At 65.5% G+C, this 18,352-nt stretch carries 19 protein-coding genes and 2 other RNA genes; 16 read left to right on the top strand and 5 right to left on the bottom strand.

Translation table 11 applies throughout. The features are described 5' to 3' along the window. Window positions 1-3 precede the first annotated feature (3 nt). The 4 genes from ftsB (at window position 4) to truD (ending at window position 2,859) form a co-directional block, all read left to right on the top strand. Window positions 4-369 carry a cell division protein FtsB gene (ftsB, locus tag ACCQ09_RS12630; protein WP_014507476.1) on the top strand — a complete coding sequence of 122 codons (366 nt, stop codon included), beginning with the start codon at window positions 4-6 and terminating at the stop codon, window positions 367-369. Beyond that, entirely contained in the window at window positions 366-1,163 is a 798-nt protein-coding gene (gene ispD, locus ACCQ09_RS12625) for a 2-C-methyl-D-erythritol 4-phosphate cytidylyltransferase (RefSeq protein ID WP_040941438.1), read from the top strand. The genes ftsB and ispD overlap by 4 nt, the downstream gene beginning before the upstream one ends. Before the next feature lie 5 nt (window positions 1,164-1,168). Next, window positions 1,169-1,660: a 2-C-methyl-D-erythritol 2,4-cyclodiphosphate synthase gene (ispF, locus tag ACCQ09_RS12620; RefSeq protein ID WP_014507478.1), complete on the top strand. Its 492-nt coding sequence runs from the start codon at window positions 1,169-1,171 to the stop codon at window positions 1,658-1,660. A 95-nt stretch (window positions 1,661-1,755) separates the two neighbouring features. After that, window positions 1,756-2,859: a tRNA pseudouridine(13) synthase TruD gene (gene truD / locus ACCQ09_RS12615; RefSeq protein WP_040941437.1), complete on the top strand. Its 1,104-nt coding sequence runs from the start codon at window positions 1,756-1,758 to the stop codon at window positions 2,857-2,859. Window positions 2,860-2,975: 116 nt separating this feature from the next. Here truD and ACCQ09_RS12610 read toward each other — a convergent pair. Then, a non-coding RNA gene (locus ACCQ09_RS12610) (sX9 sRNA) lies at window positions 2,976-3,050 on the bottom strand. 60 nt (window positions 3,051-3,110) lie between these two features. Then, complete coding sequence (locus ACCQ09_RS12605) at window positions 3,111-3,650, bottom strand: Smr/MutS family protein (RefSeq protein ID WP_014507480.1); 540 nt, start codon at window positions 3,648-3,650, stop codon at window positions 3,111-3,113. 99 nt (window positions 3,651-3,749) lie between these two features. Here ACCQ09_RS12605 and surE point away from each other — a divergent pair, with 99 nt between their 5' ends. From surE to ACCQ09_RS12585, 4 genes are read left to right on the top strand one after another with little or no spacing between them, the layout of a single operon-like run. Further along, window positions 3,750-4,529, top strand: a complete 780-nt coding sequence (surE, locus tag ACCQ09_RS12600; RefSeq protein ID WP_012438564.1) for a 5'/3'-nucleotidase SurE — start codon at window positions 3,750-3,752, stop codon at window positions 4,527-4,529. Beyond that, on the top strand, window positions 4,526-5,203 hold the full coding sequence (locus tag ACCQ09_RS12595; RefSeq protein WP_011036884.1) for a protein-L-isoaspartate(D-aspartate) O-methyltransferase: 678 nt from the start codon (window positions 4,526-4,528) through the stop codon (window positions 5,201-5,203). Before surE ends, ACCQ09_RS12595 begins: the two co-directional genes overlap by 4 nt. Window positions 5,204-5,221: 18 nt before the next feature. Continuing rightward, window positions 5,222-5,836: a YqaA family protein gene (locus ACCQ09_RS12590; RefSeq protein ID WP_011036885.1), complete on the top strand. Its 615-nt coding sequence runs from the start codon at window positions 5,222-5,224 to the stop codon at window positions 5,834-5,836. After that, window positions 5,833-6,615: a peptidoglycan DD-metalloendopeptidase family protein gene (locus ACCQ09_RS12585; RefSeq protein ID WP_228427887.1), complete on the top strand. Its 783-nt coding sequence runs from the start codon at window positions 5,833-5,835 to the stop codon at window positions 6,613-6,615. The genes ACCQ09_RS12590 and ACCQ09_RS12585 overlap by 4 nt, the downstream gene beginning before the upstream one ends. Before the next feature lie 188 nt (window positions 6,616-6,803). On the opposite strand, the gene ACCQ09_RS12580 is transcribed toward ACCQ09_RS12585, so the two are convergent. Together ACCQ09_RS12580 and yhbY are read right to left on the bottom strand one after the other, a co-directional pair. Then, window positions 6,804-7,178 carry an Mth938-like domain-containing protein gene (locus ACCQ09_RS12580; protein WP_040941436.1) on the bottom strand — a complete coding sequence of 125 codons (375 nt, stop codon included), beginning with the start codon at window positions 7,176-7,178 and terminating at the stop codon, window positions 6,804-6,806. A gap of 16 nt (window positions 7,179-7,194) precedes the next feature. Then, the gene (gene yhbY / locus ACCQ09_RS12575) at window positions 7,195-7,500 is read right to left on the bottom strand and encodes a ribosome assembly RNA-binding protein YhbY (RefSeq protein WP_011036888.1); all 306 of its coding nucleotides are present in this window, start codon (window positions 7,498-7,500) and stop codon (window positions 7,195-7,197) included. A gap of 65 nt (window positions 7,501-7,565) precedes the next feature. On the opposite strand from yhbY, the gene rlmE reads away from it, so the two are divergent. The 7 genes from rlmE (at window position 7,566) to ACCQ09_RS12540 (ending at window position 14,984) form a co-directional block, all read left to right on the top strand. After that, on the top strand, window positions 7,566-8,198 hold the full coding sequence (gene rlmE / locus ACCQ09_RS12570; protein WP_012438562.1) for a 23S rRNA (uridine(2552)-2'-O)-methyltransferase RlmE: 633 nt from the start codon (window positions 7,566-7,568) through the stop codon (window positions 8,196-8,198). Between the two features lie 61 nt (window positions 8,199-8,259). Beyond that, window positions 8,260-10,200 (top strand): ATP-dependent zinc metalloprotease FtsH, encoded by a 1,941-nt coding sequence (gene ftsH, locus ACCQ09_RS12565; RefSeq protein ID WP_040941435.1) that lies wholly within the window; start codon window positions 8,260-8,262, stop codon window positions 10,198-10,200. A 312-nt stretch (window positions 10,201-10,512) separates the two neighbouring features. Then, the gene (folP, locus tag ACCQ09_RS12560; RefSeq protein WP_040941434.1) at window positions 10,513-11,415 is read left to right on the top strand and encodes a dihydropteroate synthase; all 903 of its coding nucleotides are present in this window, start codon (window positions 10,513-10,515) and stop codon (window positions 11,413-11,415) included. Continuing rightward, window positions 11,415-12,398, top strand: a complete 984-nt coding sequence (gene miaA / locus ACCQ09_RS12555) for a tRNA (adenosine(37)-N6)-dimethylallyltransferase MiaA (protein WP_040941433.1) — start codon at window positions 11,415-11,417, stop codon at window positions 12,396-12,398. Before folP ends, miaA begins: the two co-directional genes overlap by 1 nt. Before the next feature lie 76 nt (window positions 12,399-12,474). Continuing rightward, on the top strand, window positions 12,475-12,753 hold the full coding sequence (gene hfq, locus ACCQ09_RS12550; RefSeq protein WP_011036893.1) for an RNA chaperone Hfq: 279 nt from the start codon (window positions 12,475-12,477) through the stop codon (window positions 12,751-12,753). Window positions 12,754-12,764: 11 nt separating this feature from the next. Continuing rightward, complete coding sequence (gene hflX / locus ACCQ09_RS12545; RefSeq protein ID WP_040941432.1) at window positions 12,765-14,084, top strand: ribosome rescue GTPase HflX; 1,320 nt, start codon at window positions 12,765-12,767, stop codon at window positions 14,082-14,084. Between the two features lie 405 nt (window positions 14,085-14,489). After that, on the top strand, window positions 14,490-14,984 hold the full coding sequence (locus ACCQ09_RS12540; RefSeq protein ID WP_016945236.1) for a CinA family protein: 495 nt from the start codon (window positions 14,490-14,492) through the stop codon (window positions 14,982-14,984). Window positions 14,985-15,174: 190 nt separating this feature from the next. On the opposite strand, the gene ACCQ09_RS12535 is transcribed toward ACCQ09_RS12540, so the two are convergent. Continuing rightward, window positions 15,175-15,249: non-coding RNA, sX9 sRNA (locus ACCQ09_RS12535), on the bottom strand. 245 nt (window positions 15,250-15,494) lie between these two features. On the opposite strand from ACCQ09_RS12535, the gene ACCQ09_RS12530 reads away from it, so the two are divergent. Beyond that, the gene (locus tag ACCQ09_RS12530; RefSeq protein WP_040941431.1) at window positions 15,495-18,035 is read left to right on the top strand and encodes a TonB-dependent receptor; all 2,541 of its coding nucleotides are present in this window, start codon (window positions 15,495-15,497) and stop codon (window positions 18,033-18,035) included. Window positions 18,036-18,352 lie beyond the last annotated feature (317 nt).

The raw sequence follows: 18,352 nt of genomic DNA, 5'->3' as shown, positions 1-18,352 counted from the left end.
GCCATGCGCAACTGGCGCTGGCTCCTGCTGGTGCTGGCGGTACTGCTGGCGTGGCTGCAGTACCGCTTCTGGTTCGGGCCTGGGAATTCCGGTGAAGTGATGATGCTGGAAGCCCAGGTTGCCCATCAGACACGGGATAACGAAGGCCTGCGCCAACGCAATCAGGCATTGGCGGCAGAGGTCAAGGATTTGAAGGACGGCGAGGCGGCAATCGAGGAACGCGCGCGCAGCGAGCTGGGCATGATCAAGCCCGGCGAGACGTTTTATCGCGTGGTCGAAGATGCGCCGCTGTTGCCACCGGCAGCACAGGAAGCAGCAACGCCTGCACAACCGCCCGCAGCGTCTGCGGACCCGGTAGATCACCCATGACCGGCTCGGTGTGGGCGATTGTCCCGGCGGCCGGGCGTGGCACGCGCTTTGGCGGTGCGGTGCCAAAGCAGTATTTGCACGCGGCGGGCCAGCCGCTGATGGCCTACACGTTGGCGGCCCTGGCAGCACATCCGGCGGTGGCCGGGATCGTGGTGGCGATTGCTCCCGACGATGCCGACTGGCCGGGCTGGACAGCCGTGCACGCCAAGCCCGTGCTCACCTGCGTGGGCGGCGCCACGCGTGCGGCGTCGGTGCTGGCCGGGTTGCTGGCGTTACCCGACGGCGTGCGCGCCGATGATTTTGTGCTGGTGCACGATGCGGCCCGGCCCAACCTGGCGCTGGCCGATCTGGACCGGTTGCTGGAGATTGGCCGCGGCGATCCGGTCGGTGCCATTTTGGCCGCGCCGGTGCGCGATACGCTCAAACGCGCAGGCGACGATGGCGGGATCGACGGCACCGAGCCGCGCGAGCGGTTGTGGCGCGCGTTGACGCCACAGTTGTTCCGGCGCCATCAGTTGATTCGCGGTCTCACCGAGGCATCGGCTGCCGGCGTGGACGTGACCGACGAGGCGATGGCGATCGAGCGGCTTGGCTTGCGTCCCTTGCTGGTGGAAGGTGCCGAAGATAATTTCAAGGTGACCACGCCTGCGGACCTGGCACGTTTTGAATTCGAGCTGGCGAACCGCGACTGCGGTGGCGCAAGCCGGGAGGCTGAGCGCAGCGCTACGCCCTCTGCTGCAACGTCCGTTTTTTCCGGTGCGCGTTCTGCGGCGTCCGGTTCCGAAGAGGTGTAAGCAACATGTCCTTCAATTTCCGCATCGGCCAGGGTTACGACGTGCATGCGTTCGGCCCGGGCGATCATCTGATGCTGGGTGGCGTGCGCATGGCGCACAGTCACGGTGTGCTGGCACACAGCGATGGCGACGTGGTGCTGCATGCGTTGTGCGATGCGATGCTCGGTGGCCTGGCGCTGGGCGATATCGGTGTGCATTTTCCGCCCTCCGATGCGCGTTGGAAGGGTGCCGACAGCGCGCAGTTTGTGCAGCACTGCGACCAGTTGCTGCGTGATCGCGGCTGGCGGGTGGGCAATGCCGACATCACGGTGATCTGCGAGCGGCCCAAGGTGGGGCCGCACGCGTTGGCGATGCGCGAGCGCATTGCCGGGCTGCTGGCCATCGAACTGGATGCGGTGAGCGTCAAGGCGACCACCAGCGAGAAGCTGGGATTCACCGGGCGTAGCGAAGGCATTGCCGCACAGGTCGCGGTGCTGCTCGGCAAGATCGCCGCATAACTGGCGTCGCACGCGCGAGGCGTGCGATTGCATTCTGACGCCGGCGATGCCGGCAGCATGCGGACGTCACCTGTCGCATCTCACTGGACTTTCCCATGAGCGATTCACCCGTTTTGCCGCGCGCGCATGGCGCCGCGGTGCTCACTGCGGCAATGCGCAGCGTTGCCGAGGATTTCCAGGTTGATGAGTTGCCCGCGTTCGATGCATCGGGTGAAGGCGAGCATCTGCTGCTGAGCGTGCGCAAGCGTGGCCAGAACACCGCTTACGTGGCCAAGCGTTTGGCGCAGTGGGCCGGCATTGCGGAGATGGGCATTGGCTACGCGGGTCTGAAGGACCGCCACGCGGTGACCACGCAACGCTTCAGCGTACATCTGCCCAAGCGCATCGCCCCGGACCTGAGCGCGCTGGACGATGACGACATGCAGGTGGTGGAGCACACCTGGCACAACCGCAAGCTGCAGCGCGGCGCCTTGCATGGCAATCGTTTCGTGCTGACCCTGCGCGAAGTGGTGGGCGATCAGGCGGCCATCGATGCGCGCCTGCACGCGATCGCTGCGCGCGGCATCCCCAACTGGTTTGGCGAGCAGCGCTTCGGCCGCGATGGCGGCAATGTCGCCGCGGCGTTGGCGATGTTCGGTTACACGCGGCAGCTGGATGGCACGCTCGCGCAGGCACCCAAACGGCGCCTGCGCAACGATCAACGTTCGCTGCTGTTGTCGGCAGCACGCTCGGCACTGTTCAACCAGGTGCTGACTGCGCGCGTGGAACAGGGCAATTGGGATGCGCCACTTGACGGCGAGGCCTGGATGCTGGACGGCTCACGCAGCGTGTTCGGTCCCGAACCCTGGAGCGAGGTGTTGGCCGAGCGCCTGGCGCGTTTCGACATTCATCCCAGCGGCCCGTTGTGGGGCGCCGGCGAATTACGCTGCAGCGCTGATGCCGCGGCGATTGAACAGGCGGCACTGTCGGATCCGCAATCGCTTGCGTTGCGCACGGGCCTGGAAGCGGCCGGCCTCAAGCAGGAGCGCCGCGCGTTGCGGCTGCGTCCGCAGGCGTTGGCACATGCCTGGTTGGACGCGCAGACGCTGCAGCTCACCTTCGCCTTGCCACCGGGCTGCTACGCAACTGCGGTGTTGTGGGAACTGGGCGAGGTCGTCGATGCAGCGCGCGTTGCACCGCAGTCGCGTTCCGAGGGCTGAGTGGTACGCCAGCACTAGCATTCCCGTAGGAGCGGCCTTGGCCGCGATGAGGCGTTACCGATAATGCATCGCGGCCAGGGCCGCTCCTACGATGCATGACCGGTGCGACCAAGAGCGTTTATCAAAACGTAGCGAGCAGCCGTGAGTGGGTGCGGACGGCGCGGAAGAACCGGTGTGCAGGAGTGGTACATGCCGATTTCGAGCACCGGCCGCGCCCGCCTGGCGGCTGCGCCGTGGTGTCGCTAGCTGCTCTAACGCCGTGCCAACAACACCAGCAGGGCACCGGTTCCACCTTGCGTCGGCGGTGCGGAATGGAAGGCCAACACATCGTTGCGCTGGCGTAGCACACGGTCCACCAGATTCTTCAGCACCGGTGCGCCACTGTCCGATTGCAGGCCCTTGCCGTGGATGATACGCACGCAGCCGTGCTCGTGTGCATGCGCCTCCAGCAGGAACTGGCGTAGCAAGGCGTCGGCTTGTGCGGCAGTGGCGCCGTGCAGGTCCAGTTCGTCCTGCACCGAAAACTGCCCGCGCTTGAGTCGCTGAAACAGCCGCGCGGGCAGGGTGTCGCGCCGGTAGCTGGCGGTGTCACCAGCTTCCAGCGGCGAAGAATCACGCAGCAGCCGCGCAAATTCGCTCTGCGCCTCGGCTTCGTCGCGCTCGGCCATGCGCGCACGCGCCTTTGGCCGCGGCTTGGTGTTGGCGGGCGGCGCAACGGCGCGGATCGGCTTCACTTCGCCAATGGCTGCACGGAACAGCGCGCCGTCGTCTTCGTCTTCAGGATGCGACATCGTCACAGCGTACCCTGCCCAACCTCAGGCGCAAGCGAAGATCAAGCGCGAAGCGGACGGACGCATCCGGTATCATGGCCGGGTTTTCCGAGGAGTCCCATGCGCGTACTGGTTAGCAACGACGACGGTGTCGACGCCCCCGGCATCCAGATCCTGGCCGAGGCGCTGCGCCGCGCCGGTCATGAAGTGATGGTGGTCGCGCCCGATCGCGATCGCTCCGGTGCCAGCAATTCGCTGACCCTGGATGTGCCGATCCGCACCCGCCGCATCGACGCGCAGACCTGCGCGGTTGCCGGCACACCCACCGACTGCGTGCATCTGGCGCTCACGGGCATGCTCGATTACGACCCGGATATCGTGGTCTCGGGCATCAATAATTCAGCCAATCTCGGCGACGACGTGATCTATTCGGGCACGGTGTCTGCTGCGATGGAAGGGCGTTTTCTCGGCCTGCCCGCAGTGGCGGTCTCGCTGGTGACGCAGAATCACGAAGCCCATCATTTCGAGACCGCCGCACGCGCCGCGGTGGAAATCGTGGCGCGGTTGAAGGCCGATCCATTGCCCGCCGACACCATCCTCAACGTCAACGTGCCGGATCTGGCCTGGGCGGATGTGCTCGGGTTCGAAGTGACGCGTCTTGGCAACCGGCATCGGTCCGAGCCGTGCGTGCCGCAGAGCGATCCGCGTGGCCGTACCGTCTACTGGATCGGCCCGGCCGGTCCCGAGCAGGATGCTGGCGCCGGCACCGACTTCCACGCCGTGCGCACCGGGCATATTTCGATCACGCCGATCCATGTCGATCTCACGCGCTACCAGGCGCTGGACACCGTGGCCGGCTGGGTCGGCGGCCTGACCGCCGCGCTGGACGCGCCGGCATGACCCCGCGGCTGCGCCTGCAACCGGAATCGGTGGGAATCGGCATGACCTCGCAGCGGGTGCGCGACCGTCTGGTCGAGCGTCTGCGCGAGTCCGGTATCCAGGACGAAGCCACGCTCAACGCCGTGCGCACCGTGCCGCGTCACCTGTTCATCGATGAAGCGCTGGCCTCGCGCGCTTACGAAGACACTGCGCTGCCGATCGGCCATGGCCAGACCATTTCCCAGCCATGGGTGGTCGCGCGCATGACCGAGGCAGTGCTGCAGGTGGCGCCGAAGAAAGTGCTCGAAGTGGGCACCGGCTCTGGCTACCAGGGCGCGATCCTGGCGGCACTGGGCCTGGAGGTCTATACCGTCGAGCGCATCGGCGATCTGCTGCGCCAGGCGCGCAAGCGCTTTCGCCATCTGGGCATGAACGTGCGCAGCAAGCACGACGATGGCCGGATCGGCTGGCCGGAGCACGGACCCTATGATGCGATCGTGGTCACCGCGGCCGCGCCGGCGCTGGTCGACGCCCTGGTCGATCAATTGGCGGTCGGTGGCCGGTTGGTGGCCCCGGTCGGTGGCGCCTCCTCGCAATCACTGGTGCAGCTGACGCGCGGCGCCGATGGCGAGATCGCGCAAGAGGTTCTGGCGCCGGTCACGTTCGTCCCTCTGTTGTCGGGCATGCTGGATTGAACCCATGAGAGTTTCTCGATGAAGATATTCGGGCCGTTGTACGACGTGGCCATCCGCTGGTCCCGCCACCGCCGCGCACCAGCGCTGCTGACCGGCCTCAGTTTCGTCGAGGGCTTCATCTTTCCGGTTCCGCCGGAAGTGATGCTGGCGCCGATGTCGCTGGCCGAACCGCGACGCGCGCTGTGGTTCGCCACGCTGAGCCTGATCGGATCGCTCAGTGGTGCGCTGGTGGGCTATCTGCTTGGCCACTTCGCGTTCGCTGCCTTGCAGCCGCTGATCGAGTGGCTGGGCTGGAGCGCGCGCATCGACGAGCAGGTGCAGAACCTGCGGCAGGTGGTGGCCGAATCGCCGTGGAAGGCGTTCTGGTTGCTGGTGATCGTGGGCTTTACGCCCATTCCCCTGAAGATCTTTACCTGGGCCTCGGGCGTGGTCGGCGTGCCGATCCTGCCGTTCATCGCCAGCATGCTGGTGGGGCGCGGCAAGCGCGTGTACCTGGTGGCCGGCGCGATCCGCCTTGGCGGCGCGCGCGCGGAAGCCGCGCTGCACCGCTGGATCGAACCCCTGGGCTGGGTGGCGATGGCGGTCCTGGCGGTGGTGGCCGGCTGGCTGGTGTGGAAGGCAACGAACGGATGAGCAGGGCGCAGATGAAATCGGTACGCAAGACAGCGGTGATGCTGGTAGTGGCGGCAGGGCTGACGGCCTGCAGCAGCGCGACAGTGGTGCGTTCGCCCAACTCGGGCAGTGGTGGTGGCGCTTCGCGGCCCAGTGCCGCGCCGCGTCCGTCGGTGCCGCGTCCCGGTGCAACCGTGACCGTGCAGCGCGGCGACACGCTGTATGCGATTTCGCGCCGCACCAATATCACCGCGCCGGACCTGGCTGCCTGGAACGGGCTGTCTTCACCGAACACGATCTACCCCGGACAGACGCTCAAGCTGTATCCGCCCGGCGCGAGCAAGCCTGGTGCAAGTGCACCGGTGGCCAGTGGCGGCACCGTGGTTCCGCCGCGCCCGGCCGCACCGATTGCGGCCCCGGTCAGTAGCGGCTTCAGCTGGCGCTGGCCGGCCGACGGCGTGGTGGTGGGGACCTTCGTCACCGGCGAGACCACCAAGCAAGGCGTGGACATTGCCGGTGCCAGCGGGCAAGCCGTGCGCGCCGCCGCCGACGGCGTGGTGGTGTATTCCGGCGCCGGCCTGGTCGGCTACGGCGAGCTGATCATCATCAAGCACAACGATCAGTGGCTGTCGGCCTACGGCCACAACCGCAAGCGCCTGCTCAACGAAGGCCAGAGCGTGAAGGCCGGGCAGCAGATCGCCGAGATGGGCCGCAGCGGCGCCGCCCGCGACATGCTGCATTTCGAGATCCGCTACAACGGCAAGCCGGTTGACCCGCTGCTGTATCTGCCCAAGAAGTGAAGCCGGGAGTCGGGAATAGGGAGTCGGGAATCGTAACGGCGTTGGGCTGAGGCGTTACGGTGAGGCGCAAATTTCGCGCGTCATCAATAGCGCTTCAGCGAAGTGGCATGGCTTGCTTGACAGCGACCAGTGCTTCGGCAGGCTATCCCGAATCCCGAATCCCGAATCCCGAATCCCGAATCCCCAACTCACCCGCCTACGATCATCGCCAGCGCCACCCGGCGGCCTTCGCTGGCCAGCACGTTGTAGGTGCGTGCCGCCGCCGCATTGGTCATGGCTTCCAGGCCGATGCCGCGGGTCAGGCAGGCGGCGAGGACATCCGTAGACGGGAACTGCTGGCGCTCGCCGGTTCCCAGCAGGATCACTGACGGGTTCAGCGCCAGCACGGCGTCCATGTGGGCAGGCTGCAGCTGGCCGAGCGAGGGGACGGGCCAGTGTTCCACCAGCTCGTCCGGCATCAGGATGAAACTCTGCTGCAGAATCTGCTCGTTCACCTTGGCGTGGCGGCCATCGGCCGCGCGTAGCGCGTAAGTGTAGTCGGGGTGTTCCTGGTTCAAAGGCATGGCAGAACTCGTCGGGTCAGCCGCGCGGCAGCACGATCTGTCGCTTTTCCTTGCTGGGGCGGTACAGGATGGCGACATGGCCGATGCGCTGCACCAGCGCGCAGCCGGTGTGTTCGATGATCTCGGCGATCAACGCGTCGCGGGTTTCACGGTCTTCCGCTGCCACCTTCACCTTGATCAGCTCGTGGCGTTCGAGCACGTCTTCCAGCTCGGCCACGAACGCCGGCGTGACGCCCTTGCCGCCGGTCTGCAGCAGTGCTTTGAGATCATGGGCCTGGCCGCGCAGGAAACGGTTCTGGGCGGAGGTTAGAACGATGGACATGCAGGATCGAAAGGAAGCAAAGGGTGTTCAGGGTATCATGGCGGCCCGTTCGGACCCCTTTGCCAATGCCTTCCCGTAGTAAAAGCAGCCAGCGCTGGCTCAAGGAACACTTCGCCGACCCTTTCGTCAAAAAGGCCCAGGCCGAAGGCATGCGCTCGCGTGCCGCCTACAAGCTGGAAGAGCTGCTGCAGCGCGACCGCCTGCTCAAGCCAGGCATGGTGGTGGTCGACCTGGGCGCGGCGCCGGGCGGATGGTCTCAGCAGGTGCGCAAGTCGATGGGCGCGAGCGGCCGGGTGGTGGCGCTGGACATCCTGGAGATGCCGCCGCTGGCCGGGGTGGAGTTCCTTCACGGCGACTTCAGGGAGCAGGCCGTTCTATCGGAGTTCGAGGCCATGCTGGGCGATGTGCCGGTAGACCTTGTTCTGTCGGATATGGCCCCCAATAAGAGCGGTATGGATGCGGTAGACCAACCGCGGATGATGCACCTGGCGGAACTGGCCATGGAATTTGCCGACACCCACCTCAAGGTAGGCGGGGCGTTCCTGATCAAGCTGTTCCAGGGTGTAGGGTCCGACGACTACATTCGTGAGCTTCGCCGCCGCTATGAGAAGGTGACGATTCGCAAGCCGGCGGCCTCGCGAAAGCGCTCCGCGGAAGTTTATGTGCTCGGTCAGGGCAAGCGTGCCCAGATCAAGTAAGCTGACTACGATGATTGTTTTTTCAAGAATAGAAGAGTAGAGGGCACCGGAGCCAATGAGGATGAACGACTTGACCAAGAATCTGCTGCTATGGGTGGTCGTCGCGGTTGTGCTGATGGTCGTCTTCCAGAGCTTTTCGCCGCGCATGGCCGGCGGAGTGGGCCCTGACTCGATCACCTACACCCAGTTCCTGAAGGAAGTGGATTCGGGCCGGGTGAAGTCGGTGGATTACACCGATGAGACCAACCTGGCCGTCAACGCGATCCGCTTCAAGCGCACCGACGGCAGCGAAGCCACCGTCTACGGTCCGCGCGACGACAAGCTGGTCGACGTGCTGTACAGCAAGAACATCGAAATGACCCGCCAGAAGCCGTCCACCGGGCCGGGCTTCTGGTCGCTGGTGCTCAACTTCCTGCCGGTCATCCTGATCATCGGCTTCTGGCTGTTCATCATGCGCCAGATGCAGGGCGGTGGCGGCGGCGCCAAGGGAGCGATGAGCTTTGGCAAGTCGCGCGCCAAGCTGCAGGGCGAAGACCAGGTCAAGGTCACCTTCGCTGACGTCGCTGGCTGCGACGAAGCCAAGGAAGAAGTGGGCGAGCTGGTCGACTTCCTGCGCGATCCCACCAAGTTCACCAAGCTGGGCGGCAAGATTCCGCGCGGCGTGCTGATGGTGGGCCCGCCGGGTACCGGTAAGACCTTGCTTGCCAAGGCGATCGCCGGCGAAGCAAAAGTGCCGTTCTTCAGCATCTCCGGTTCGGACTTCGTCGAAATGTTCGTGGGCGTCGGCGCCAGCCGCGTGCGCGACATGTTCGAGCAGGCCAAGAAGCATGCGCCGTGCATCATCTTCATCGACGAAATCGATGCGGTGGGTCGTCATCGCGGTGCCGGTCTGGGCGGCGGTCATGACGAGCGCGAGCAGACGCTCAACCAGTTGCTGGTCGAGATGGACGGCTTTGAGGGCGGCGAAGGCGTGATCGTGATTGCTGCGACCAACCGTCCTGACGTGCTGGATCCGGCGCTGCTGCGTCCGGGTCGCTTCGACCGTCAGGTCGTGGTCGGCCTGCCGGACGTCAAGGGCCGCGAGCAGATCCTGCGCGTGCACATGCGCAAGCTGCCGCTGGCCGACGACGTCGTGCCGCTGGTGATTGCACGTGGTACCCCGGGCTTCTCCGGTGCCGATCTGGCCAATCTGGCCAACGAGGCCGCATTGTTTGCTGCACGTGGCAACGAGAAGGAAGTCCGCATGGACCACTTCGACCGTGCACGCGACAAGATCCTGATGGGTGCCGAGCGCCGCTCGATGGCCATGAGCGAGGACGAGAAGACCCTGACTGCGTATCACGAGGCTGGTCATGCCATTGTCGGCCGCCTGGTGCCCGAGCATGACCCGGTCTACAAAGTCACGATCATTCCGCGTGGTCGCGCCCTGGGCGTGACGATGTACCTGCCGGAAGGCGACCGCTACTCGATGAATCGCGTGGCGATCGAATCGCAGCTGTGCTCGCTGTATGGCGGCCGCGTTGCCGAAGAGCTGATCTTCGGCGGCGACAAGGTCACCACCGGTGCGTCCAACGACATCGAGCGCGCCACCAAGATGGCCCGCAACATGGTCACCAAGTGGGGCCTGTCCGATGAACTCGGTCCGGTGGCCTACGGCGAGGAAGAGGACGAGGTGTTCCTGGGCCGTTCGGTGACCCAGCACAAGAACGTCTCGGATGAGACCGCACGCAAGATCGACGAAGTGGTGCGGTCGATCCTGGACAAGGCGTACAGCAAGACCAAGACCATCCTCACGGAGAATCTGGACAAGCTGCATGCGATGTCGCAGCTGCTGCTGCAGTACGAGACCATCGACGTGCCGCAGATCGACGCCATCATGGAAGGCCGCGACCCGCCGCCGCCGGCTGGCTGGGCCAAGTCCGACAAGGACGGTGGCAACAACAACGACAAGGGTAGCCCGCGTCCGTTGCCGCCGATCGCAGGTCCTGCCGAGCAGCTGTAACGCCTGGTGGTCAGCTGCATGAAACGCGCAAGGCCAGGAGCGATCCTGGCCTTGTTGCATTGTGGTGGATTGAATTGCCGGTCCAATGTCAGTGGCTCCTGCGCCACCGATGGCAAGTGCAGGGATGATGTGCAGAGGCCGATGCGCTGCGCGACAATGCCCGCCCCACGCCAGTGAGTAAGCGGGGCTGAGGTTGCCGCTGTCTCAACCACGCGTCACCGCGTTCCGCGACAACTTGCTGCGCGGCGAAATGCGTGCACGGCTGCATGCCGAGTGCGCATGCGGATCCTTCTTCCTGATCGAGAATTGCCGATGTTCGACACCACCCCGCAATTGAACTGCGCAGGCCGCCTGCTGCGCCTGGATGGCCCGCAGGTGATGGGCATCGTCAATGTCACGCCGGACTCGTTCTCCGATGGCGGCCAGCACACGACGGTGGACGCGGCGGTGGCTCATGGGCTGCGACTGGTCGCAGAAGGTGCGGCGGTGCTGGATGTGGGCGGTGAATCCACCCGGCCTGGCGCCAGTGCGGTATCGCTGGACGAGGAACTGCAGCGGGTGATCCCGGTGGTCCAGGCCCTGAGCGCGCAGACCGATGTGCCCATCAGCGTTGATACCTACAAGCCCGAGGTCATGCGCGCCGCAGTCGCCGCGGGCGCGGGCATGATCAACGATATACACGCGTTGCGGTCGCCGGGCGCGCTGGAGGCCGCTGCGGAACTCGCGGTGCCGGTGGTGCTGATGCATGCGCTGAGTGCACCGCACGCGATGCAGGCCGAGCCGCATTACGACGATGTGGTGGCCGAGGTGCATCGCTTTCTGGCCGAGCGCATTTTTGCTGCGGAAATGGCCGGCATCGACAAGCGGCGGCTGATCCTCGACCCCGGATTCGGATTCGACAAGAGCACCGCGCATAACCTCACCGTGCTGGCACAACTGCAACGGCTGCAGGAATTTGGCCTGCCGGTGCTGGCGGGATTCTCGCGCAAGCGCACGATCGGTGAATTGACCGGTCGCCAGGTTGCGGCCGACCGCGTGCATGGCTCGGTGGCCGCGCATCTGATCGCCGCCCAGCAGGGCGCGCAACTGCTGCGCGTGCATGACGTGGCGGCGACCGTGGATGCGTTGAAGGTATGGCGTGCGGTGGCTGCAATTCCCACCCCGCGCATGGCAGCAGCTGCGGCGCCGACGATTCGCTGGCCGGACGAGGACTGATGGCAGCCGACCAGCGCCCGCTGGCCATCGCCGTGATGGGCCCGACCGCCAGCGGCAAGACGGCACTGGCGATCGAGGCAGCGCAGCGCTGGGGCGGTGAGATCGTCAGTGTCGACTCCGCGCTGGTCTACCGCGGTCTGGACATCGGTGCGGCCAAGCCGGACGCGGCAATGCGTGCGGCGGTTCCCCACCATCTGCTCGACCTGCGCGATCCTTGGCAGGTCTATTCGGCGGCGGAATTTGCCGCTGACGCGCGCACCGCCATGGCGCAGATCGTGGCGCGCGGCAAGATCCCGATCCTGGCAGGCGGAACCGGGCTGTATTTCCGTGCGGCATTGGAAGGGCTGGCGCAGATGCCCGAAGCCGACCCCGCGGTGCGGCTGGCGATCGCTGCTGAAGCCGAGCAGGTGGGGTGGGGGGCACTGCATGCGCAACTGGCACGGATTGATCCGGTTGCTGCCGCGCGCATCCATGCCACTGACCCGCAACGCATCCAGCGTGCGCTGGAGGTCTACCGCATCAGCGGCAAGCCGATCAGCTACTGGCAGACGCGACCACCGGGGCCGCGTGCGCCGGTGCGGGTGCTCAAACTAGTGCTCGCACCCCAGCAACGTGCGGTGCTGCATGCGCGTATCGCCATGCGCCTGGACGCGATGTTGGCGGAAGGTCTCCTGACCGAGGTCGAGCAGCTGCGCGCGTTGCCGCAGATGCGCGCGGTGGCGGCGCCACTGGATTTGCCGGCGGTGCGGGCAGTGGGCTACCGGCAGGCCTGGGAGTATCTGGATGGGGCCGGCAGCCTGGCCGAGTTCCGCGACAAGGCCGTGCAGGCCACCCGGCAGCTGGCCAAGCGGCAGCTGACCTGGCTGCGTGGCGAGCTCGACGCACGCTGGTTCGACCCGGAGCGTGATCGCGGTCAATTGGAACAGGCGGTTGCCGGCTTCCTCGGCCAACGGCGCACTATGCAGCAGCCTTCAGCCGTGTAACATCCCGTTTCCGGGACCGGCTGGGGAAAGCAGGGTCGACCGGAATCATAAGAACAATAATGAAGAGGATTTTTCGATGGCCAAGGGGCAATCTTTACAGGATCCATTCCTTAACGCACTGCGTCGCGAGCGGGTGCCGGTCTCTGTGTATCTGGTCAACGGCATCAAGTTGCAGGGTACGATCGAATCGTTCGACCAGTTCGTGGTGCTGCTGCGCAATACCGTGAGCCAGATGGTCTACAAGCACGCCATTTCCACCGTTGTTCCGGCGCGCAACGTGCGCGTGGGCCCGGGTGGCGGCTATGTGCAATCCAATGAAAACAACCAGGCGGAAGATGACGACGTCGAGCAATGATGGAGTAGTGCGTGTTTGATCGCTCACGCAAGGGTGAACACGCGTTGTTGATTCAGACCCACTCCGGTGGGCCTGCCGAAGAGGATGTGCTGGAGGAGTTCGCCGAGCTTGCCAAGTCGGCGGGCGCCACGGTAGCGGCCACGCTCACCGCGCGCATCGATAAACCCAGCCCGTCGACATTGATCGGCAGCGGCAAGCTGGAAGAGGTCAAGGCTGCGGCCGAGGCCACCGGCGCGGATCTGGTGCTGGTCAACCACACCTTGTCGCCGGGCCAGGAGCGCAACCTCGAGCGGTATCTGGAGCGGCGCGTGATCGACCGCACCGGGCTCATCCTGGATATCTTCGCGCAACGCGCGCGCAGCCACGAAGGCAAGTTGCAGGTGGAACTGGCGCAGCTGCGCCACATGGCCACGCGCCTGGTGCGCGGTTGGACTCACTTGGAACGTCAGCGCGGCGGTGCGATCGGTCTGCGCGGCCCGGGCGAAACCCAGCTGGAAACCGACCGCCGCCTGCTGCAGAAGCGTGTGGAGCAGCTGCAGAAGCGGCTGGAAAAAGTCGAAGTGCAGCGGACCCAGATGCGTCGTGCGCGCATGCGCAGCGAATTGCCGCGGATTGCGCTGGTGGGCTACACCAATGCTGGCAAGTCCACGCTGTTCAATGCGTTGACCGGCGCCGATGCCTACGCGGCCGACCAGCTGTTCGCCACGCTCGACCCCACGGTGCGGCGCATTGCCTTGCTAGGTGGCAGCGCGGTGCTGGCCGACACGGTGGGCTTCGTGCGGGATCTGCCGCACGAACTGGTGGCTGCATTCCGGTCGACCTTGTCCGAAGCGCGCGATGCGGATCTGCTGTTGCATATCGTTGATGCGGCGGACCCGTTGCGCGAAGAACGCATCCATCAGGTCGATGAGGTCTTGCAGGCCGTCGGTGCAGGCGATCTGCCGCAGCTGCTGGTGTTCAACAAGATCGACAAGATCGAGGGCGCCGAGGTGCGCCATGACGCGCAGGACGGCATCCCCGACCAGGCACGCCGCGAGCGCGTCTGGATTTCTGCGCGTGATGGACGTGGCCTGGAAGAACTGCAGCGTGCGTTGGGCCATCGGCTGGACCTGCGCCACATCACCGGTTCGCTCCGCTTGCCGGCCTCTGCCGGTCGTCTGCGCTCCAAGCTGCATCAGCTGGAAGTGATCCGTAGCGAGCAGGTGGACGAGGAGGGCTGGTTGCTGGAAGTCGACTTGCCCTATGTCGAAGCCGAACGTCTTGCCGCCGGCGAAGACGGTGCACCGCTGCGCGCGTTGTTGCCGGATCGCCGTGAGGACTGGGAGACCTGATGCATGACGGTGCGGCCGCTGCGATGCGGCCGCTCCGGCATCGCATGTCATCCGTTGCTTCCGCAGCATCGCGTAACGCGCCTGGGGTGCGCGCTGGCGACCGATGGAGTCTGTTAGCGGCAGATCCACCTTCCTGTGGTCGCCTGCGGCCCCGCAATGCGCATCGCACACGCGGCCGAGAATCTCGCAAAGAGCTATAGGCGTGTCTGCGGCTAGCAGACGGCCAGCTTGGTCGGTTGACGCGGTGGCTATTTTTTTCTGGTGCAGCCCGCGTCGGGGCAGTGGCGACGCGCTGCGCATGTAGCCACTGAACCGCGGCCGCCCAGTAACCCGTCCTGTGCTGGTCTCACCGCAGACATTGGCGATGAATTGGGCTAAAACGTCGATTCCCCACACGCCGTGCCCATGTCCATGTCCACCGATTCCGAATTGCAGCAGCTGTCCGAGGTGTTGGGGCAACAGTTGCTTGCCGCGCGCGAGCGCCTGGTCACCGCCGAGAGCTGCACCGGCGGCTGGATCGCTAAGGCGGTGACCGACGTGGCCGGCTCCTCGCACTGGTTCGAGTGCGGCATGGCCGCCTACAGCTACGAGGCCAAACAGGCCTTGCTTGGTGTGCGGCCGCAGACGCTGGAAGTACATGGTGCGGTGAGTCGCGAGACGGTGATCGAGATGGTCTCTGGCGCGCTCGTGAATTCCGGCGCCAGCATCGCCGTCGCCGTAACGGGCATTGCCGGCCCCGGTGGTGGAAGCGACGACAAGCCAGTCGGCACGGTCTGGATCGGCTGGAAGCGGCGCGGCGGCTATGCCACTGCGCAGTTGTTCCATTTCAGCGGCGACCGCGACGCGGTACGTCGGCAGACGGTGGCTGCGGCGTTACGTGGCCTGAGCGCGTTGCTTTAGCACGTGCATTGCGCACTGCTGCACGGCGCGCTGCCTTGCAGGTGCTCCAGGCACGCGCTGCGGCGCCGTCATCCCGGAAGTGTCGAATACCCGGTGGTTGTAAGGTCACGTCTCACCGCGAGAGACCGTTCGTGTTGCATGTAAGGACCGGCAGGACCGCATCCTGCGAGGTCGCGACCGATCTAAGAGCGGCTGACAAAACGTAGCAAGCAATTAGCGGGCGAGCACGGACGGGGCAGAGGAACCGGAGTTTACGGCTGTACATGAGACTTCCAAGCGTCGGCCGCGCTCACCTGTCGGCCGCGCAGTCGGGTTGATGGCTTCTCTAAACCGCGGCCGTGCTCACACAAGCGAGCACGGAGTCGCCTGGCGTTCGTCGCGCGAGCGATGGATTCGGTCATGCGCCCGCTGCGTAGATGCGCGAACGGTAGCGTTGCTTGTGACATATCTCGCGGCCGTCGCCGCATGATGCAGTCGCAGCGCCTCACCGCCTCACCGCCGGGAAACCCAATGCATATCGATCACCGACGCGGTGGCAGGCTTGCGCTTGCCATCTTCGTAGCGACGCACGCGCCCTGGCTGTACGCACAAGCGCAGAGTGACGCGCCTGCCGAACGCACGGAACCAGCGACCTTGGCCGCCTTGACGGTCACTGCGCAGAAGCGCGAAGAAGCATTGCAGGACGTACCGATCATCGTTTCGGTGCTGCCCGAGCAACTGCTGCTGGACAACGGCGTCCACGACATCAAGGATTTGCAGGTGCTGGTGCCGGGATTGATCGTCACCAGTACCCAGAGCGCTGCGCAAACCACTGCACGTATCCGCGGCATCGGCACGGTGGGCGATAACGCAGGCCTGGAATCTTCGGTGGGTGTGGTGATCGACGGGGTGCCGCGTGCGCGCAACGGTGTGGGGTTCTCGGACCTCGGCGAGCTGGAACGCATTGAGGTGCTGAAGGGTCCTCAAGGCACCGTATTCGGCAAGAACACCTCGGCCGGCGTGATCAATGTGGTGACGCGCCGCCCCAGCTTCACGCGTAGCGCGGAAGCGGAACTGACGGCCGGCAACTACGGAGCGTTCGGTCTGGCTGCGGCATTCAACGATGCAGTGGGAGAAACCAGTGCGCTGCGCGTCTATGCCGCCAAACGCCGCCGCGACGGGTTCGAAAATGTCGTGACTGGCGCTGGCCCGCGCACGGCGACCGACGACGGCGACCAGAATCTGGAGACCGGCCGCATCCAGCTGCTGTGGGAGCCGTCGCATGATCTGGCCATCAATATCGCCGCCGATGCCACCAATCGCAACGAGAACTGCTGTGTCACCGTCACCACCGAGCGTGGGCCGACCGCCGCGATCCTCAACGCGCTGACGCCAGGCGGGCAGGGCGCCATCGGGCAGGCGGATCCGTCCCGGCGGCTGGCCTACAGCAATCGCAGCACCGCGCAGGACATTCGCGACCGTGGGGTGTCGGCGCAGGTGGACTGGACCACGCCCTGGCTGGGCGCGCCGGTGCTGACGTCGATCACCGCGTTACGTGACTGGACCTCGGTCAACGGCCTGGATTTCGATTTCAGTGCCGCAGACGTGCTGTACCGCGCACCGCAGCAGGATGAAATGCTCACGGGGTTCAGAACCTTCAGCCAGGAGCTGCGGCTGGCCGGTTCCAGTGAGCAGCTGGACTGGATGGTGGGCGCGTTTTACGCCGATGAAACCGTGCATCGCAACGAGTCGTACCGCTTTGGAACGGCCTACGAGCCGTACCTCTCCACGGCGCTGTTAGGACGCATCAACCCCGCGCTGGCCGCACGTGCGGATGCACCGCGCTTTCTCGCCGACGCCACCGGCCTGCCTACCGGTTCGCTGTTTCGCGGCCAGGGCAGCCAGGACCGCTTCCGCCAGGATGGCCGGAGCGTTGCCGTGTTCACCAACAACACCTGGCATGCCACCGATGCGCTGGATGTGGTGGTGGGGCTGCGCTACACCTACGAAAACAAGGCGCTGGCTTCCTCGTTCGAGAATCCGGACGGCAGCCCGGCCTGCGCGAGCTACTTCGCCGCGAACGGGCAGCTGGATCCGGCTGCGGCGCGACGCATTGGTGCGGCGCTGACTGCGCGTGGCGTACCGGCAGCATCCGTGCCGAGCATCGCTCCGCAAGTGGTGGGCTTTACCTGCCTGCCGTGGAGCAACGTGGCGCATGACGGCCGCAGGACCCAGCAACAACTGACCGAGCGCGAATGGTCCGGCACTGCCAAGCTGGCGTATCGCTGGAACGACGCGCTGATGACGTATGTGTCGGCGGCGCGCGGCTACAAGGCTGGCGGCTTCAACCTGGACCGCGTGCAATCTGCCGACGGTTTGTCCACGGGCGTGCAAGGCATCGTGCCGGTGGACGACACCGCCTTCCCGGGCGAGTTCGTCGACAGTTACGAGCTTGGCGCCAAGACCACCTGGTTGGGTGGCAACCTGCTACTGAACGCCGCGCTGTTCTACCAGGATTTCAGCGACTTCCAGCTCAATAATTTTCTGGGCACCAGCTTCGTGGTGCGCGCCATTCCGACAGTTATCTCTCAAGGCGTGGACGCGGAAGTGCTGTGGCAGACCGGGTTGCCCGGCCTGATGCTGCAAGGTGGCCTCAGCTATACGGATACCGCCTACGGCCAGGACCGCCTGCCCGATGCAGACCTGGCATTGCTGCCCGGCAGCCGCACGAGTTTTGCGCCGCGCTGGTCTGGCAACCTCGCGCTGAGCTACGAACACGCCATCGGCAGCCAGCTGATCGGTCGTGCCAATCTGGGCGCCAAGTACAGCTCCGATTACAACGTCGGCACCGACCTGGATCCGCAGAAGCTGCAGCCGTCCTACACCATCGTCAACGCGCGATTGGGCATCGGCGCCAGCGATAAACGCTGGCAACTGGAAGCCTGGGCGGAGAATCTTGGCAATGTGACCTATCGGCAGGTGGCCATCGATGCGCCGCTGCAGGCCGGCTCATGGAATGCATTTTTGGGTGCGCCGCGCACCTTCGGCATGACGCTGCGCTTGCGCTACTGAGATAGGTGCAGCGCCTGCCTGCGCGCTTCCGCGCTGCATGGCCTGGGTAATCCAAGGGCTGGGTGCGGCGTCTGCTTCAGCTGCGCAGGCGACAGATGCGGGCGGATCGGCTACAAACGTACATCGTTCCCGTGTGCGTGACCCATGCGTTTGTCTCCTGCTTTCTCCTTGCGCGCGCTCGTCGCGCAGTCGCTCGCCACGGGCCTGCGGCGTCCCAGTGCGCGCACGCGTGTGCCGCAGCATGCGCCTCGCTTTCAACAGTCTGTGTGGATGGCACTGCGTGCTGATGCGGTGGGCTCCGCGCTGCTGATCGCTCC

The organism is Xanthomonas sp. NCPPB 2586, assembly GCF_041475775.2.
Lineage (GTDB): Bacteria > Pseudomonadota > Gammaproteobacteria > Xanthomonadales > Xanthomonadaceae > Xanthomonas > Xanthomonas campestris.
Note: the sequence above shows the minus strand (reverse complement) of the source record. Positions and strands in the feature narration are given on the sequence as shown.

Coding starts and splice junctions, on each gene's coding strand:
- ACCQ09_RS12590 (WP_011036885.1), top strand. CDS start 5,222: ATGAAGATATTCGGGCCGTTGTACGACGTGGCCATCCGCTGGTCCCGC.
- miaA (WP_040941433.1), top strand. CDS start 11,415: ATGGCAGCCGACCAGCGCCCGCTGGCCATCGCCGTGATGGGCCCGACC.
- yhbY (WP_011036888.1), bottom strand. CDS start 7,500: ATGTCCATCGTTCTAACCTCCGCCCAGAACCGTTTCCTGCGCGGCCAG.
- ACCQ09_RS12585 (WP_228427887.1), top strand. CDS start 5,833: ATGAGCAGGGCGCAGATGAAATCGGTACGCAAGACAGCGGTGATGCTG.
- ACCQ09_RS12595 (WP_011036884.1), top strand. CDS start 4,526: ATGACCCCGCGGCTGCGCCTGCAACCGGAATCGGTGGGAATCGGCATG.
- hfq (WP_011036893.1), top strand. CDS start 12,475: ATGGCCAAGGGGCAATCTTTACAGGATCCATTCCTTAACGCACTGCGT.
- ftsB (WP_014507476.1), top strand. CDS start 4: ATGCGCAACTGGCGCTGGCTCCTGCTGGTGCTGGCGGTACTGCTGGCG.
- folP (WP_040941434.1), top strand. CDS start 10,513: ATGTTCGACACCACCCCGCAATTGAACTGCGCAGGCCGCCTGCTGCGC.
- ispF (WP_014507478.1), top strand. CDS start 1,169: ATGTCCTTCAATTTCCGCATCGGCCAGGGTTACGACGTGCATGCGTTC.
- rlmE (WP_012438562.1), top strand. CDS start 7,566: ATGCCTTCCCGTAGTAAAAGCAGCCAGCGCTGGCTCAAGGAACACTTC.
- ACCQ09_RS12605 (WP_014507480.1), bottom strand. CDS start 3,650: ATGTCGCATCCTGAAGACGAAGACGACGGCGCGCTGTTCCGTGCAGCC.
- ACCQ09_RS12530 (WP_040941431.1), top strand. CDS start 15,495: ATGCATATCGATCACCGACGCGGTGGCAGGCTTGCGCTTGCCATCTTC.
- ACCQ09_RS12540 (WP_016945236.1), top strand. CDS start 14,490: ATGTCCATGTCCACCGATTCCGAATTGCAGCAGCTGTCCGAGGTGTTG.
- ftsH (WP_040941435.1), top strand. CDS start 8,260: ATGAACGACTTGACCAAGAATCTGCTGCTATGGGTGGTCGTCGCGGTT.
- ispD (WP_040941438.1), top strand. CDS start 366: ATGACCGGCTCGGTGTGGGCGATTGTCCCGGCGGCCGGGCGTGGCACG.
- truD (WP_040941437.1), top strand. CDS start 1,756: ATGAGCGATTCACCCGTTTTGCCGCGCGCGCATGGCGCCGCGGTGCTC.
- ACCQ09_RS12580 (WP_040941436.1), bottom strand. CDS start 7,178: ATGCCTTTGAACCAGGAACACCCCGACTACACTTACGCGCTACGCGCG.
- surE (WP_012438564.1), top strand. CDS start 3,750: ATGCGCGTACTGGTTAGCAACGACGACGGTGTCGACGCCCCCGGCATC.